Source organism: Kitasatospora sp. NPDC048715 (assembly GCF_043198905.1).
In the GTDB taxonomy this organism is placed as follows: Bacteria; Actinomycetota; Actinomycetes; order Streptomycetales; family Streptomycetaceae; genus Kitasatospora; species Kitasatospora lactacystinica.
In genome coordinates this window covers 1-17,593 of record NZ_JBICVH010000013.1, presented here as the reverse complement: position 1 = coordinate 17,593, position 17,593 = coordinate 1, and the positions used below count along the sequence as shown (strand labels likewise).

6 protein-coding genes are annotated in these 17,593 nt (G+C 70.6%); all 6 read right to left on the bottom strand.

The window, feature by feature from the left end:
* Window positions 1-33: 33 nt before the first annotated feature.
* Window positions 34-993, bottom strand: coding sequence for a hypothetical protein (locus ACGFSC_RS23955; protein ID WP_359897281.1), 960 nt, complete (start codon window positions 991-993; stop codon window positions 34-36).
* A complete protein-coding gene (locus tag ACGFSC_RS23950) occupies window positions 990-1,424 on the bottom strand; it encodes a VOC family protein (protein ID WP_359897283.1) in 435 nt (144 codons plus the stop codon). Before ACGFSC_RS23950 ends, ACGFSC_RS23955 begins: the two co-directional genes overlap by 4 nt.
* Before the next feature lie 147 nt (window positions 1,425-1,571).
* A complete protein-coding gene (locus ACGFSC_RS23945; RefSeq protein WP_359897285.1) occupies window positions 1,572-3,281 on the bottom strand; it encodes a carbamoyltransferase N-terminal domain-containing protein in 1,710 nt (569 codons plus the stop codon).
* A gap of 12 nt (window positions 3,282-3,293) precedes the next feature.
* Window positions 3,294-4,298 (bottom strand): methyltransferase domain-containing protein, encoded by a 1,005-nt coding sequence (locus ACGFSC_RS23940; RefSeq protein ID WP_359897286.1) that lies wholly within the window; start codon window positions 4,296-4,298, stop codon window positions 3,294-3,296.
* 43 nt (window positions 4,299-4,341) lie between these two features.
* Entirely contained in the window at window positions 4,342-16,011 is an 11,670-nt protein-coding gene (locus tag ACGFSC_RS23935; RefSeq protein WP_392863885.1) for an amino acid adenylation domain-containing protein, read from the bottom strand.
* On the bottom strand, window positions 16,008-17,593 hold a 1,586-nt coding region (locus tag ACGFSC_RS23930; RefSeq protein WP_359915384.1), incomplete at its 5' end, for a condensation domain-containing protein. The genes ACGFSC_RS23930 and ACGFSC_RS23935, both read right to left, overlap by 4 nt.

Below are 17,593 nucleotides of genomic sequence, written 5' to 3'. Positions count from 1 at the left end.
TCGGGCGGCTCGCCGGCATCACCCGGCGCGCGGCTACGGGAGCGGCTTGGCGGGGGCGGCGGCGGCCTCGCCGACCTCGCTCAGGATGTGGCCGATGCGGTTCTCGCACCGCGCCACCTCGGCGCTGCGCAGCTCCTCGGGCCGGTCGTCGCCCCCGTGCCCCAGCGGGTAGAGGCCCCGGTCGGCGATGTCCCACGCCACCGCACGCAGCCTGCGCAGGAGCTGGCCGGTGATGCCGTCGTCGTCCACCGGCCCGCGCAGGGTCAGGAAGAAGTTGTCGTACAGGATCGCCGTGCGCTCCGAGGGGCGGACGACGGTCTCCTTCATGGTCTGCTGCAGCAGGGACCGGCCTTCGGGCACGAGGCGGGCGGCGATGCCGTCGTGGATGGTCCGGTGGATCTCCACGGCACGGGCCAGCCGGTCGGCCTCCGGACCGTGTCCACGGGCCGCGCCCCGTCCCCGGAACAGGCCGCGCACCGGGGCGAAGTCCGACGCCCAGGTCCCGCTGAAGCCGCGGTGCTGGAGGTGCATGCGCGGTCGGATCAGGCTCTGGTAGAGGTCGAGCGGACAGGACCCGGTGTAGAGCAGCATGGCGCAGTAGCCGTAGGCGTACGTCTCCAGGCGGCCCAGTGACTCGCGGTCCGGCGTCTGCCGCTCCGCGCTCCGTTCGAGCAGCTTTCCCATCAAGTGCCAGATCAGAAAGGTGATCTGATGCCCAGTGATCCAGCGGAACCAGAACAGCTGGTCGTCGCTGGGGTCCACACGGGTGCCCGGGGCGGCCGAGGGCCCGCCGTCCGCGAGGAGGCGCAGCTGGAACAGGACGAGGTCGAGGTCGCAGGGCGGCAGGGCGCCCGGGACACCCCCGGGGGACGAGACGGCTGCCGGGCCGACCGGCGGCATCGTCAGGTGTTCCAGGCCGTAGGCGAAGTCCCCGAAGTCCCACTCGCCGTTGCGCGGGTCGGAGATCAGGACGCCGTCGCTCACGCCGGTCATCGGTGACCGTCCGGTATGTAGCTGAGTTCGTACTCCAGGCCGTTCACGTCGAAGAGGTAGAGGCTCTGCACCCCGTCGTCGTCGACGACGATCTCGGTCGGCAGCTCGGGACGGGCGAAGGTGTAGCGCTGCGACTCGTAGAGGTCGATCCACCGCCGGCGCCGGTCGGCGAGCTCCTGCGGCGTGGCCACCTGGACGCACACGTGCTGGAAGAGGAATCCTTCCTCGTCGGGCGTCCGGCCGTTGTGGCCCGCTCGGTCGAAGAGGTGCAGCCGGACGTCCCCGAAGGCGATCTCGGTCAGCCTGCGGATGCCGGGCAGCCGGCTGAGGGTGAGCTCGGAGAAGCGGCTGAGTTCCCACTTCTGCTCGGCGTCGAAGAACTCCTGGTACCAGCCCAGGCAGTTGTCCAGATCCGCCGTCTGTACGCCCACATGGTGGATTCGGGGGCCGTTCGAACGGTCCACTGCGGCATCTTCCTTTCCGGTCGAAGGTGTTGACGCGAGGGGGAGGGGCGGCGGTGACCGGGCTCGCGACCGGTCACCGCGCGGGCGGGTCGAACTCCCGTCGGGAGCTCCCCGTCAGGCCCTGCTGTAGAGCACCCCGTCGGCCCAGACGTGCTCGGTGCGGCCCCATGCCATCGCGGACGCCGCGTCCGGGAAGAAGCCGTGGCCGTTGAGGTTGGCGCTGGTGTTGCACAGCACCGGGATGCCGCTCAACTCGTGGTACGCGCGCAGGATCTCGGCGAGCACCGGGTCGTCCTGGTCGCTGACGGTCTGCAGGCGCGCGGTGCCGTCGAGGTGGGTGATGGCGGGTACGCGGTCCAGCCAGTCGGGGCGCACGTCGTGGTCGAAGAGCATGTACGGGTCCGGGGTGCCCGGGTCGAAGATCTCGGGGGCGTGCTCCGTGAGGCAGATGGGAGCCACCGGCCGGTAGTGCTCGCGGTTCTTGAGCTCGTTGAGCAGGTCCTTCATCGCCGGGTCGTTGGCCGGCGCGAGGATGCTGCGCGCACCGAGCGCGCGGGGGCCCAGTTCCGCGCGGCCGCGCAGGAACACCAGGGGCTTGCCGCTCTCGTGCAGGATCCTGGCGACCTCCGCGGGCGTGCAGGCCCGCTCCGTCCAGCCGGCCGGGGTGCGGGGCGTCGAGACCAGGTCCGGCCCCAGGCGCTGGTGCCACTGGACGGCCGAGACGCCCTTGCCGTGCGCGTACTCGGCGCACGCCGTGCCGATGGCGGAGCCGGAGTCGTCGGGGAACGGCGGCACCCAGACGTCGTTGAAGAGCGGGTGGGCGCGCAGGGCGCTGTTCCACTTGATGTTGAGCGCGCACCCGCCGGCGAAGGCGAGGTTCCAGGGACCTTCGCCCTTCCAGCGCGTGATCTTCTCGACGATCCGCTCGACGAGGAGGTCCTCCATGAACTGGTGCATGCTGGCGAGGACGTCCTCGTCCGGGACGCCGAGTGCGGCGATGTGCTCGGCGGCGTCGCCGAGGTAGGCGTGGGTGTAGCGGTGCGAGGGCTCGCCGTTGCTGCCGCAGCCGATCACGGCGCGGCGGTACTCGGCGACGGACCCGGTCGGCGCCTCGAAGTTCCGGTGGAAGGCGTCGCGCAGGGCCTCCTGCACGGCGTCCTTCGGCCGGCCGAGGGCGATGTACGCCATCAGCTTCCCGGCGACGGAGAGGTCGTCGACGACCCGCGAACGGTCGCCCGCCCGGCGGGCCCACGGCCCGAAGTACTGTGCGGCCATGGCGTACGAGTGGCCGATCAGCGGGAAGACCTCGCCGCCGTTCTCGACGGTGCCGCTCGACGCGTCCACGAAGTAGAGCCGCGGGAAACAGCCCCCGTCCCACACCAGGACGAAGGAGTCCTCCCCGCGGGCGGCGAAGGGGCTCGGACAGTAGGCCGCGGCGAAGTGGCTCGACATGTGGACGTAGCTGTTGTACTTCACCATGTGGCCACCGATGGGGAGTTCGCCGGTGACTCCGGGGCGGACCAGGCTGTTGATGGTGTCGTTCTCGCGGTAGGGCGCGACCTTGAGTTCGAGCGGTGTGCCGTGGTCGAGAACGGAGAGCCGGCCGAAGTCCGCGCCGTCCCAGCCGTCGAGGGCCCAGTTGTCGACGTCGGACACCTTGAAGCCGTGTTCGGCGAGGATCTCGGGAATCAGCCGGAGATCGGCGACGGGGCTGTAGCGGGCGTTGTTCGCCAGCTTCTGCACCTCGATGTTGAAGACGAGCCTGTCGTCCTCAAGGAGGGCCAGTCCGCCGCTGTGCGTGAGCTTGAGGCCAGCTGTGATCATGGTCGCTTGTTCCTAACTGACATGAGTGCGAAGCAAGTTGGCGTTGCGGGCGTTGGCTCGGGTCTGCTCCGTGCACCGGGCGAGGCCGGCCTCGTTCCCGGACAGCAGGGTGAAACCGGTCGGACGCAGCTTGAGTTCGACGCAGTGGAGCCGATCCTCGGGGCTCATGCCGGCGAAGATCTCCTGCAGCCGGGTACTCGCGAACAGGTCACTGCTCGTGAGGGTGCCGAACTCTTCCTCGGCCCAGTGCTCCGAGTCGATGAGGCCGGAGCCGCCGTCCCAGTTGATTCCGTGCACGACGGTCCAGTCCGTGCCGTCGCGGAAGAAGTCCGCGGCTTCCTGGAAGCGGTACGCGTTGACGATCGGATGGAGGTAGGCGTCGGCGTCGGCGGCGAGTTGGGTGGCCGCCGAGACCTCCGCGAAGGACGTGCGCGTGCCGTACTGTTCGACCGAAAGGGCGAGCCCCAGGTCCGCGAGAACCGTCTTCGAGATGTCCGCGGAGGAGTTTTCCATCAGCACGTGGACGAGCCGGCGATTCAGCAGGCGGTCGAACTCACCGTACGGATGATAGTACCAAGTGTAGGCTATTCCATCGTCTTTGAGGTGCTGCTGCAGCCAATTCACACCACCCGCGGGGTCCGCCAGGTGGTGAATGACCCCGGTGCTGGTGATGAGGTCGAAATGGCGCCCCAAGTGCCGGCCGCCGATCTCGGCATGCCGGAAGTCAACGTTGTCACAGTCGTGATTCCTTGCCAACCCCCGGGCCACCGAAAGTGAATGCTCGCTGAAGTCGACGCCGAGGAATTCGGTGTCCGGATACTGCAGGGCGAGACCGATCAGACGGTGCCCGGTGCCGCATCCGGCGTCCAGCACCTGGCAACCGTCCAGGGACGGAAGGACCAGGTCGAGACCCATCGCGACGTCGTAGATGGGCTCGGTGTCGGAATTCGGCAGCGGGTAGGGGAACTCCTCGTAGAGCGCGCGTACATCGCCCGAGGACGGCGGGTGGGACGGCATGAATGAACTCCTGTCCGTACGGAGAGAACTGTGAAACGAGCCGCTACTCGACGCCGCTCGCGGTGCACTGCTCGATCGCCTTGGAGATTTCGCCGGCCAGCACGCCCGCATGAGCCGCGCGCAGGAAGGTCAGATGGTCCCCCGGCGTGGGCCGCGCATCGAGTTCGGCCACGAAGGGTGACCAGCTGTCGGCGATGGACAGCGACCAGGGGGAACTCTCCGCCTGGTAGAGCAGCACCGGGCAGGAGACCGCCGGGGGCCGGTAGTGGAGGAGCGCCCGGGTGTGGGCCTCCATCGTCCTGAGGTGGGCGAGGAGTTCGCCGCGGCGCAGCGCGAGCATGTCCGCGGGAAGGTTGAGCTCCAGCATCAGCTCGGCGACGGCCTCGGACCGGGCCGGGTCGCCCGGCGCCGCGTCGGTCAGCCGGCCGAGCAGATCCGCGGTGGCGGCATGGTCGCGCGCGACCAGGTCCATGGCGCTGCTGACCGGCAGGCAGGCGTCGAGGGCCACGAGCAGGGCGACTTCGCCGCCGGACTCCTCGATCAGCCGGGTGACCTCGATGGCCAGGGCGCCGCCGAAGGAGTATCCGGCCAGCAGGTAGGGCCCCTCGGGCTGCAGAGCCCGGATCGTCTCCCAGTAGCCACGGGCCATCGCCGCCACGTCGGACTCCGGCGGCAGGTCGAAGGCCACGCTGCGGGCCTCGATGCCGATCACCCGGACGGTCGGGGCCAGCGCCTCGGCGAGGTGGACGTATCCGCTGACGTTGCCGCCGCCCTCGTGGAAGGCGAACAGCGTCCGCGGCGACGTGCTGCGGTTCAGCGTCACGGTGGACACCCGGGCGCCGCCGTCCGGCGCGGGGGTGCCGACGGCCGCAGCCCGCGTGGTCGTCGCCCGCGTGGTCGTCGCGCGTGCGGACAGGTCCGTGATCGTCGGGTTCTGGAAGAGCAGCCTCGGTGTGATCCGCACACCGCGGCTCCGCGCCTTGGCGATGACCTTCATGCCGAGGAAGGAGTCGCCGCCCAGTTCGAAGAAATTGGCGTCCGCGCTGACCCGGTCGACCTTCAGGACCTCGCACCAGATGTCGGCCAGGATTGCCTCGGTCGGCGTCGAGGGCGCCACGTACCGAGTGCCGGCCTCTTCCCGGTCCGCCTCAGGAGCGGGGAGCTGCTTCCGGTCCACCCCCTTGCCGTTGGCCATGACGGGCAGCACGTCCAGGAAGGTGAACACCGAGGGGATCATGAAGTCGGGCAGCCGGCGCGCGCACCACTCCCGCAGGTCGGACACCGCGGGGCGGTCGCCGTCCGCGGCCAGGCAGTAGGCCACGAGGCGCCGCGCGCCCGGCTCGTCCTCGCGCAGCAGCACCACGCCGGCGGTGAGCCGGGGGTGGGCGCTGAGCGTCGACTCGATCTCCCCCAACTCGATGCGGAAGCCGCGGAGTTTGACCTGGTCGTCGATGCGGCCGAGGAAGTCGAGCTGCCCGTCGGGCATCCAGCGCACCAGGTCTCCGGTCCGGTACATCCGCCCCGCAGTACCCCCGGGGCGGGGGTCGCGGACGAAGCGTTCGGCGGTCAGCTCGGGCCGGTTGAGGTACCCGCGGGCGACGCCCTTGCCGCCGATCCAGAGCTCGCCCGGAGCGCCGATCGGGGCCGGGCGGCCCGTGCCGTCGACCACCAGGACGTCGGTGTTCGCCACCGGTGCGCCGATCGGGACGACGGACACGGGCCCGGTGAGCAGGCACGTGGTCATGTTGACCGTGGTCTCCGTCGGCCCGTAGATGTTGAACAGCGGTACGGAGGTGCGCCGGAACCAGCGTTCCACGGAGCTCGCGTGGACCCGCTCGCCGCCCATGCTCATCAGCCGAAGGCGTGGCCCGGGCCGGGTTCCCTCCGCCAGGTGCGAGATCAGCTCGTTCCATACGAAGGGCGGCAGCTGGCAGACGGTGATGTCCTTCGTCCGGATGGTCTCCAGCACCTCCACGGGGGTCCAGTCGTCGCCCCTGGGGACGAGGCGGGCACCGGCGATCAGCGTCGGGAAGATCTCCCCGACGGATCCGTCGAAGGTCACCGAGGAGAACTGCAGGTAGGCGTCGTCCGGGGTGAGCCCGTACTGGCGGCGCATCTCCTGGACCCGGTCGCTCATCGACCGGTGCTCGATCATGACCCCCTTGGGCCGGCCGGTGGAGCCGGACGTGTAGATCACGTACGCGAGGTCGTCCGGGCCCGCGAGCGGTGCGGGATCGTCCACCGGGGCGGCGTCGAGCAGCGCCGCGTCGGCTCCGCGGTCCAGGCAGAGGGTGCCCACCGAGCCGGGCAGCCGCCCGACCAGGTGCTGCTGGGTGACGACCACCGGCAGGGCCGTGTCCTCGATCATGAAGGCGAGGCGCTCGGCCGGGTACTGCGTGTCCAGCGGCACATAGGCACCGCCGGACTTCAGGATGCCGAGCACCGTGACGATCATGTCGAGCCCGCGCTCCAGGCACAGACCGACCATCGTCTCCGGCCCGATCCCCAAGGTCCGCAGGTGGTGGGCCAGTTGGTTCGCCCTCTCGTTGAGCGCGCGGTAGGTGAGGGTGTCGTCGCCGAACTCCACGGCGATCGCGTCGGGCCTCTCCCGCGCCTGGGTCTCGATGAGTGCGTGGACCGGGACGTGGTCGGCGTGGGGGAGGTGCGGGCCGTCCCACCGGGCGAGTTGCGACCGGTCCGCCTCGGTGAGCAGGTCGACGGCGCCGAGGGTGCTCTCCGGGGCACTGGCGAGGATGGTGGCGAGCAACTGCTCCAGGTGTCCCGCCATGCGCTTCGCGGCGGCGTCGTCGATCATGCTGCGGTCGTGGACGAGGTGGAGGTAGAGACGGCTGTCCGAGTAGGCGGCTCCGAGGACCAGGGGGTAGCCGGTGCGCTCGACGTACTGGAGGCGGCGCCTGCTGAGCCCCTGCGGGAGGTCGTCGCCGCTCAGCAGCTCCGGGTAGTTCTCGAAGATGAGGATCGAGCGGAACAGGGAGCCGGGTATCCCGCTCCACCGCTGGATGTCGGCGAGCGAGCTGTACTCGTACTGGCGGAGCTCGACGTGCCCGTCCTGCAGGGTGCGGAGCCAGTCGACGAGCCGCGCGTCACGGGGGACGGAGGCGCGGACGGGAAGGGTGTTGATGAAGAGGCCGACCATCGACTCGACGTCCGGCAGGTCGGCCGGGCGCCCCGAGACCGTGGAGCCGTAGAGGACGTCCTCGCTGCCGCTGTAGCGGGACAGGAGCAGGGTCCACACACCCTGGATGATCGTGTTGACGGTGATCCGGTGGGCCTTGGCGAACTCGCCCACGCGGGCCGAGAGTTCGCTGTCGACCGCGAACTCCGTGTCGCCGAAGCCGGTTTCGCCGGTCTCACGGTCGACACCAAGCGGGCTGGGTCCGGTGAGGCCGTCCAGGGCGCGACGCCAGAACGCCTCGGCCTCGGACTGCGAGCGCTCCGCGATCCACTCGATGTAGCGCGCATAGGGCACGGGCTCGGGCAGCGCGGGGGCGGTTCCCGACAGAGCCGCGCGGTAGCGCGTGTAGAACTCCCGCTGGACCAGCTGGGCGCTCCACCCGTCGAGCAGCAGGTGGTGGAACGACCAGACCACGATCGTCCGGTCGGCACCGGTCCGCACCAGGGTGAAGCGCATCAGCGGCGGCCGCTCCAGGTCGAAGCCGCGGCGCCGGTCCTCGGCGAGGAGCCGCTCCAGGCGCTCGCGCTGCGCGTCGGTGCCGGCGTCGCGCCAGTCGACCTCGTCGAAGCCGATCCCGGCGCGGGCGTGGACCGTCTGGCGGGCGCCGCTCTCGCCGTCGACGGCGAAGGAGCTGCGCAGGATGGCGTGCCGGTCCACGACCTGCTGCCAGCCGCTGCGGAAGCGTGCGACGTCGAGCGGCCCGGTGAACTCGTCCACGAACTGAACGACGTAGGGCCGGACTTCCGCCGCCTCGGCCGTGTGGGCCAAGGACTGGAAGAGCATGCCGGTCTGCATGGGACTCAGATCGTACGTCGGGGGCTCGGTGTCCCGGGTGTCCCCGGCGGCCGCGCGCTCCCGCTGGGCCCGCACCAGCGACCTCAGGGCAGCGGTCACGCCTTCGACGAGCTTCTCGGCCGTCTGCCTCTCGTGGATGTTCCTGCTGTACGAGACGCTCAGCGACATGCGGTCGCCCTGGACACTCGCGGCGATGTCGATCACATGGGCGCGTTGTCCGTCCGGGTCCACGGACCCGCCGTGAGGCTCCCCGGCGTCGGCCGGCCGACCGAGGCCCGGGACGTCGCCGTCGAACTGCCCGAGGTAGTTGAAGCTGATCTCGGGCCGGGCCGCGTCGCGCAGGCTGTGCCGCGTCTCGTCCGTTCCCAGGTGGCGCAGAATTCCGTACCCGACGCCGTTGTGGGGCACCGCTGCCAGCTGAGCGCCGACGTCCACCAGGCACTCCGCCGGGCCGCGGCCGGCTGCGAGACGCAGTTCGACCGGGAAGATGCTGGTGAACCAGCCCACGGTGCGGGACAGGTCCACGTCCTCGAACAGGTCCTCCCGGCCGTGCCCCTCCAGTGCGAGGAGCGTGCTCGACCCGCCGGTCCACGCCGTGACGGCCTGCGCGACGGCGGTCAGCAGCACGTCGTTGATCCGGACGTCGAAGGTGCGGGGAACGTCGCGCAGCAGCGCCGCGGTCTCCTCACCGCCCAGGGTGACCGTCACCGCGTCGTACGACGCGGTGGAGTTGTCGCCGGGCAGGTCCCGCGGGATCGGCCCGGAGGTGTGCGGCCGGGTCCAGTGGTCGAGTTCGTCGGTCGCCGCGGGCGTGGTCGCGTAGTGCTGAAGCCGGGCGGACCACGCCTGGTACGAGGTGGTCTTCAGGGGCAGTACGGGGCGCTCTCCCACCGCGAGGGACTGGTAGGTGTCGGCCAGGTCCTGGAGCAGGATCCGCCAGGAGACGCCGTCGACGGCAAGGTGGTGGACGGCGAGCAGGAGCCGCTGGCCCCGCCCGGCGCCGAGGTCGAACAGTGCCGCGCGCAGCAGCGGGCCCGACGCGAGGTCCATGCCCTGCTGCACCTCGTCGGCAGCGGCCCGCATCCGGGCCCACATGTCGTCGTCGGGCAGCCCGGACAGGTCGTGGTGCGCCGTGCACGGCGCCGGCTCGTCGGGGCTGTGAGTCTGGCGCCAGCCGTCGGAACCGTGCTCGAACCTGAGCCGCAGCGCGTCGTGGTGCTCCACGAGCAGCGCCAGGGCCGCGTCCAGGGTCGCGAGGTCGAGCCCCTCGGTCTCCAGGAGCTGGGACTGGTTGAACTGCGCCCTGTTCGACATCTCCAGGCCGAAGAACCAGTGCTGGATGGGGGTCAGTGCCGCCTCTCCCTGCACGGGCCCCTGTTCGGCCCAGACCACGGCGCCCTCCTCGGCGTGCCGGGCGATCTCGGCGACGGTCTGGTGCTGGAAGATCATGCGTGGGGTGAGGTGCAGGCCGTAGCGTTTGGCGCGGGAGATGACCTGGATGGTGAGGATGGAGTCGCCGCCGAGTTCGAAGAAGTTGTCGTGGACGCCGACGCGGTCGACGCGGAGGACCTCGGCCCAGATGCGGGTGATGGCTTCTTCGGCGGGGGTGTTCGGGGCGGTGTAGTCGGCGCCGAGCCGTGGGCGGTGGTTGCCGGGGGCGGGCAGGGCCTTGCGGTCGATCTTGCCGTTGGCGGTGAGCGGCAGTTCGTCCAGGTGGACGAAGGCGCTGGGGACCATGTGGGTCGGCAGGGTGCGGGCGCACCATTCGCGCAGGTCCGCGACGCCCGGTTCCGCGCCGGCCGTGACCGGGACGGTGTAGGCGGTGAGACGGCGGTCGCCGGGGGTGTCCTCGCGCAGGAGGACGGCGGCGGCCTTCAGGTCGGGGTGGCGGGCGAGTGCGGACTCGATCTCGCCGAGTTCGATGCGGTAGCCGCGGACCTTGACCTGGTCGTCGAGGCGTCCGAGGTATTCGAGTTCACCGTTGCCGGATCGGCGTACGAGGTCGCCGGAGCGGTAGAGCCGGCGCACGGAGCCGGCGATTTCGCGTTCCACGAAGCGTTCGGTTGTCAGCTCGGGGCGGTGCAGGTAGCCGCGGGCGACGCCTGCGCCGGAGATCCAGAGTTCTCCGGCGACGCCGGTGGGGACGGGTCGTCCTGCCGGGTCGAGGACGTGTGCGCCGGTGTGGGCGAGGGGGCGGCCGATGGGGGAGACAGCCGTGTTGGCGGTGTCGGCCGGGGTGATGTCCCGGGCGGTGACGTGGATCGTCGTCTCGGTGATGCCGTACATGTTCACCAGTCGCGGGCCGTTGTCGCCGACGGCCTCCCACCACGGTCCGAGGCGTGCGGGGTGCAGTGCCTCGCCGCCGAAGACGACCAGCCGAAGGGACAGTTGAGCGGCCAGGGCGTGATCGGTCTCCTGCTGCAGGAGAGCGAAGGCCGAGGGTGTCTGGTTGAGCACCGTCACCTTCTGGTCGACCAGCAGGCGGGCGAACGCGGTGGTGTTGCGGGAGGTCTCCTGGTCGACGACGACCAGGCGGCCGCCGTAGGTCAGTGCGCCCCAGATCTCCCACACGGAGAAGTCGAAGGCGAAGGAGTGGAACAGCGTCCACACGTCCTCGGGACCGAAGCCGAAGTCGCCGTCCGTGCCCCGCAGCCGGTTCACCACACTGCGGTGCTCGACCAGCACACCCTTGGGCACACCCGTCGAGCCCGAGGTGTAGATGACGTACGCGAGGTCATCGGGCGTCGCCGACGAGACAGGATCGCCTTCCGGCTCCTGTGCGATCAGCTCCTGGTCGGAGTCGACGCATACGGGGACGAAGCCGGCCTGCGGCAGGCGGTCGAGCAGTTCGGCCCGCGTCACGACCACCGGGGCGGAGGTGTCCTGCACCAGGAACGCCAGCCGGTCCGCCGGGTATTCGGGATCCAGCGGTACGTACGCGCCGCCGGCCTTCAGCACACCGAGCAGGGCGACCACCAGGTCGGGTCCGCGTTCCAGGCACACCCCCACCAGAGCACCGGCGGTGATCCCGCGCCCGGTGAGGTGGTGGGCGAGACGGTTCGCCCGGGCGTTCAACTCACCGTACGTGAGGGACTGTTCGCCGAAGACCACGGCCACCGCGTCCGGACACTCCCGCGCCCGCTCCGCCACCAGACCGTGCAGCGTCGCCGCGTCGTCGACGCGCGCCCCACCACCACCCCACTCCGCCGACAGGGCCCGCAGCTCCGCCGCGCTCAGCATCTCCAACTCGCCCACCAGCGCGGTCGGATCGGCCACCAGCGACGACAGCAGCTCCACGAAGTGCCCGACCAGACGCTCGACCTCCGCATGCCGGAAAAGGCCCTTGTCGTAGGAGATGTTCACCTTGAGCCGCTCGCTGTCGTACACGATGGCCGTGATGGGGTAGCCGGTCCGCTCCACGTCGAGGCGGGAGGTGCGGACGAGTCCGTCGGGCAGTTCGTCCTCGCCCAGGCCGGGGAAGTTCTGGAAGACGAGGATCGACCGGAAGAGCTGCTCGCCCTTGGGAACGGCGCTCCACCGCTGGGCGTCCACCAGTGAGGTGTACTCGTACTGCCGCAACTCGACGTGCTCGGCCTGGAGTTCACGAAGCCACTCGGCCACCGGGAGCTCGGGCCGCACCCGGGCACGGACCGGCAGGGTGTTGATGAACAAGCCGATCATGGACTCCGCCTCGGGCAGCCCGTCGTGCCGGCCGGACATGATCGAGCCGTAGACCACGTCATCGCCTCCGCCGTAGCGGGAGAGCAGCAGCGTCCAGGCGCCCTGCACCACTGTGTTGACGGTCACCCGGTTGGACCGGGCGAAGGCGCCGAGCCGGTCCGTGGCCTCGGTGTCGAGCAGCAGCGCCACGTCGTCGAAACCGCGCTCGGCGGTGGCGCCGCCGATGCCCAGCGCCGTGGGCTCGGCGAATCCGTCCAGGTGGCGGCGCCAGAACCGCTCGGCACGATCCTGGGACTGCTTCCCCAGCCAGTCGATGTGGCGTGCGTAGGGAACCGGCTCGGCGAGGTCGGCGCGCGCGCCGTCCAGAGACGCGCGGTAGAGGGCGAAGACGTCCTTCATCACGAGCTGAGCGCTCCAGCCGTCGAGGACCAGGTGGTGGAACGTCCACAGGACCAGGGCACGGTCGTCCCCGAGCCGGACCACCGTCAGCCGCAGCAGTGGCGCGGACCCGAGGTCGAAGCCGCGAACCCGATCGTCCTCGACGAGCCCGTCAAGGCGGCGCTCCCGCTCGTCGGCCGGGAACGACCGCCAGTCGAGCACCTCGAAGGGCAGCTCGACCCGCCGCTGGACCACCTGCACCGGCTCGTCCAGGCCCTCCCACACGAAGGCGGTGCGCAGCACGGAGTGCCGGTCGACCACTGCCTGCCACGCCTCGCGCAACCGCGCCAGGTCCAGCGGCCCGGCGAACTCGTCGAGGAACTGCACCGTGTACGGGTGCACGTCCGAGGCGTCGTAGAGGCTGTGGAAGAGCATTCCGGACTGCAGCGGGGCGAGCCCGTACCTGGTCGGAGCGGGGCCGGTCGGCTCGGCCGAGCCCTCCTGCGCGGCTGCTGGCGTCTCGTGCCGGGCGATCTCGGCGACGGTCTGGTGCTGGAAGATCATGCGTGGGGTGAGGTGCAGGCCGTAGCGTTTGGCGCGGGAGATGACCTGGATGGTGAGGATGGAGTCGCCGCCGAGTTCGAAGAAGTTGTCGTGGACGCCGACGCGGTCGACGCGGAGGACCTCGGCCCAGATGCGGGTGATGGCTTCTTCGGCGGGGGTGTTCGGGGCGGTGTAGTCGGTGCCGAGTTGTGGGCGGTCGTTGCCGGGGGTGGGCAGGGCCTTGCGGTCGATCTTGCCGTTGGCGGTGAGGGGCAGTTCGGTCAGGTGGACGAAGGTGCTGGGGACCATGTGGGTCGGCAGGGTGCGGGCGCACCATTCGCGCAGGTCCGCGACGCCCGGTTCCGGGTTGCCCGGGGCCGGGACGGTGTAGGCGGTGAGGCGGCGGTCGCCGGGGGTGTCCTCGCGCAGGAGGACGGTGGCGGCCTTCAGGGCGGGGTGGCGGGCGAGTGCGGACTCGATTTCGCCGAGTTCGATGCGGTAGCCGCGGACCTTGACCTGGTCGTCGAGGCGTCCGAGGTATTCGAGTTCGCCGTCCGCCGAGCGGCGTACGAGGTCGCCGGAGCGGTAGAGCCGGCGCACGGAGCCGGCGATGTCGCGTTCGAGGAAGCGTTCGGCCGTCAGCTCGGGGCGGTTCAGGTAGCCGCGGGCCACGCCTGCGCCGGAGATCCAGAGTTCTCCGGCGACGCCGGTGGGGACGGGGCGTCCTGCCGGGTCGAGGACGTGTGCGCCGGTGTGGGGGAGGGGGCGGCCGATGGGGGAGACGGCGGGGTTGGCGGTGTCGGCCGGGGTGATGTCCCGGGCGGTGACGTGGATCGTCGTTTCGGTGATGCCGTACATGTTCACCAGTCGTGGGCCGTTGTCGCCGACGGCCTCCCACCACGGTCCGAGGCGTGCGGGGTGCAGTGCCTCGCCGCCGAAGACGACCAGCCGCAGCGACAGGCGGGCGGCCAGGGCGTGATCGGTCTCCTGCTGGAGCAGGGCGAAGGCCGAGGGTGTCTGGTTGAGCACCGTCACCTTCTGGTCGACCAGCAGGCGGGCGAAGGCGGCGGTGTTGCGGGAGGTCTCCTGGTCGACGACGACCAGACGGCCGCCGTTCGTGAGCGCGCCCCAGATCTCCCAGACGGAGAAGTCGAAGGCGAAGGAGTGGAACAGCGTCCACACGTCCTCGGGACCGAAGCCGAAGTCGCCGTCCGTGCCCCGTAGCCGGTTCACCACACTGCGGTGCTCGACCAGCACACCCTTGGGCACACCCGTCGAGCCCGAGGTGTAGATGACGTACGCGAGGTCGTCCGGGGTGGCCGACGGAATGGGGTCGGCTTCGGACTCGCGGGCGATCGACTCCTGGTCGGAGTCGACGCATACGGGGGTGAAGCCGGCCTGCGGGAGCCGGTCGAGCAGGCCGGACCGGGTGACCACCACCGGGGCGGAGGTGTCCTGCACCAGGAACGCCAGCCGGTCCGCCGGGTATTCGGGATCCAGCGGTACGTACGCGCCGCCGGCCTTCAGCACGCCCAGCAGGGCGACCACCAGGTCGGGTCCGCGTTCCAGGCACACCCCCACCAGAGCACCGGCGGCGATCCCGCGCCCGGTGAGGTGGTGGGCGAGACGGTTCGCCCGGGCGTTCAACTCACCGTACGTGAGGGACTGTTCGCCGAAGACCACGGCCACCGCGTCCGGACACTCCCGCGCCCGCTCCGCCACCAGACCGTGCAGCGTCGCCGCGTCATCGACCCGCGCCCCACCACCACCCCACTCCGCCGACAGCGCCCGCAGCTCCGCCGCGCTCAGCATCTCCAACTCGCCCACCAGCGCCGTTGGATCGGCCACCAGCGACGACAGCAGCTCCACGAAGTGCCCGACCAGACGCTCGACCTCCGCATGCCGGAAAAGGCCCTTGTCGTAGGTGATCTCCGCGAGCAGCGCCTCGTCGGTGTGGCTGACGGCGACGGTGATGGGGTACCCCGTGCGGGCCATCCCCTTCTGGTGGTGCACGGTGAGGTCTTGGGGCAGGTCCGAATCGCCGAAGCTCTTCGGGTAGTTCTCGAAGACGAGGATCGACCGGAAGAGCTGCTCGCCCTTGGGGACGGCGCTCCACCGCTGGGCGTCCACCAGCGAGGTGTACTCGTACTGCCGCAACTCGACGTGCTCGGCCTGGAGTTCACGAAGCCACTCGGCCACCGGGAGCTCGGGCCGCACCCGGGCACGGACCGGCAGCGTGTTGATGAACAGGCCCACGATCGATTCCGCGTCGGAAAGGTCTGCGGGGCGCCCGGAGACGGTGGATCCGTAGACGACGTCATCGCCTCCGCCGTAGCGGGAGAGCAGCAGCGTCCAGGCGCCCTGCACCACCGTGTTGACGGTCACCCGGTTGGACCGGGCGAAGGCGCCGAGCCGGGCCGCAGGACCGCCGGCGAGCTTCAGGTCGACGTCTCCGAAGCCGCTGTCGCCGGTGGCGCCGCCGATGCCCAGCGCCGTGGGCTCGGCGAATCCGTCCAGGTGGCGCCGCCAGAACCGCTCGGCACGATCCCGGGACTGCTCACCCAGCCAGCCCAGGTAGCGCGCGTAGGGGACGGGGTCGGAGAGCCGGGCCGCTGTTCCGTCGACGGCGGCGCGGTAGAGGGTGAACACCTCCTTCTGCACCATCTGCGTGCTCCACCCGTCGAGCAGGAGATGGTGGAAGGTCCACAGGGCCGTCGTCCGCTCGTCGGCGAGGCGGACCACCGTCAGGCGCAGCAGCGGTGCGGAGCCCAGGTCGAAGCCGCGCACCCACTCCTCGCTCCGCAGGACGTCGAGGCGGCGCTCCTGCTCATCGGCCGGGAACGACCGCCAGTCGAGCACCTCGAAGGGCAGCTCGACCCGCCGCTGGACCACCTGCAGCGGCTCGTCCAGGCCCTCCCACACGAAGGCGGTGCGCAGCACGGAGTGCCGGTCGACGACCGCCTGCCACGCCTCGCGCAACCGCGCCAGGTCCAGCGGCCCGGCGAAGTCGTCGACGGACTGGGCGACATAGGGGTTCGCGCCGGACGCGTCGTACAGGACGTGGAACAGCATCCCGGACTGGAGCGGAGTCAGTTTGTAGATGTCTTCGACGTTGGTCATCGGGAGAACCTTTCAAGGACTGACGCCAGACCCGCTTCATCGAGTCCCGCGTGCGGGAAGCTGTTGGCCGAGACGGAGGGCCGGCTCGTGCCGGAGGTCTCGTTGAGCCTGTCTGCCGCGTGGCTCCGCAGGCTGCGGGTGAGTGCTTCGATCGATTCCTCGGTGTACGTGTCGGTCGCGTAGGCGAGCTCGAAGGACAGCGATCCGTCCTGGAGCTCGGCGGTCACCTCCACAGGGTGGAAGCGCATGCCGACCGTTGTGACGAACTCGCCGCCTGGTAGGAGGAGTTCGGTGTTCTCGCCCAGTCCGGCGGGGGGTGGGCCGGGCGGTTCGGCGATGGTCAGGACCACGGCCGGCCGGTCGCCGCCGTCGCCCGCCGGGCGGAGCAGGCAGCCGACGGTGCGGGTGAGGTCCATGCCGTTGAAGGGGCGTTCCCGGCCGCTCGCGGCGAGCTCGACCCGGTGCGGCCCCCCGGCCCAGTCGCCTACCGCCGACTCCACTGCGTTCAGGGCCAGTTCGGCAAGCCGGGCACGCCGCTCGTCGGTGCTGCCGGCGGTGAGCGATCCGGGTTCCGACCGCTCCACCCGTGCCATCACGCGGGCCGTGGGGGAGGAGCGGTAGGTCCTCGTGCCGTCCGCGAGGAGTGCGGCCCAGGCCGTGAAAGGCGTGCTCTTCAGGGGCAGGACGACGTCCCTGCCCGCCGCGAGCGCCTGGTACGCGAGGTCCAGGTCCGTGAGGAGGATCGGCCAGGACTCCTCGTCCACGGCGAGCCGATGGGCGACGAGCAGCAGGTGCCGGGCCCGGTTCTCACCGATGTCGAAGACGGCACCGTGGAGCAGCGGCCCTCCGGACGGATCGAGGCCGGCCCGTAGCGCCTGGCAGATTGTCGCCATCTGCGCGCGTCCGTCATCCTCCGTCCGGTCCGTCAGGTCGTGGTACGCAAGCTCGCCGGCCTCCTCGGCCGCTGTCGTCATGCGCCTGCCGTCGGCTTCCGGCCCGAAGCGCAGCCGCAGGGCGTCGTGGTGTCCGATCACCGCCGTGAGCGCCCGGCGCAGTAGGTCGGGGTCGAGGGCGGGGGTGGCGATCAGCCGGACGGTGCTGCCCCGGGCCGGGTCGTCCGCGGCGTCGAGCAGTGCCTGCTGGTACGCCGTCGCCGGCACATGGGTGCGCTCCGCGGAGGTCACGCCCGTGTCGGGCAGCGCGTGCGCCGACAGTTCCTCGACGGTGGGGTGCTGGAACAGCATCGGCGGGGTGAGGTGCAGGCCGTAGCGCTTGGCGCGGGAGATGACCTGGATGGTGAGGATCGAGTCGCCGCCGAGTTCGAAGAAGTTGTCGTGGATGCCGATCCGGTCGATGCCGAGTACGTCGGTCCAGGCTCGGGCGATGACTTGTTGCACGGAGGTGTGCGGGGGGACGTACTGCTCGTCGAGTTCGGGGCGTTCGGTGTCGGGTGCGGGTAGGGCTTTGCGGTCGATCTTGTTGTTGGGGGTGAGGGGGAGTTGGTCGAGGAGGACGAAGGTGCTGGGGGTCATGTAGTCGGGGAGGCTGCGGGCGCACCATGTCCGTAGTTCGGGCGTGTCGG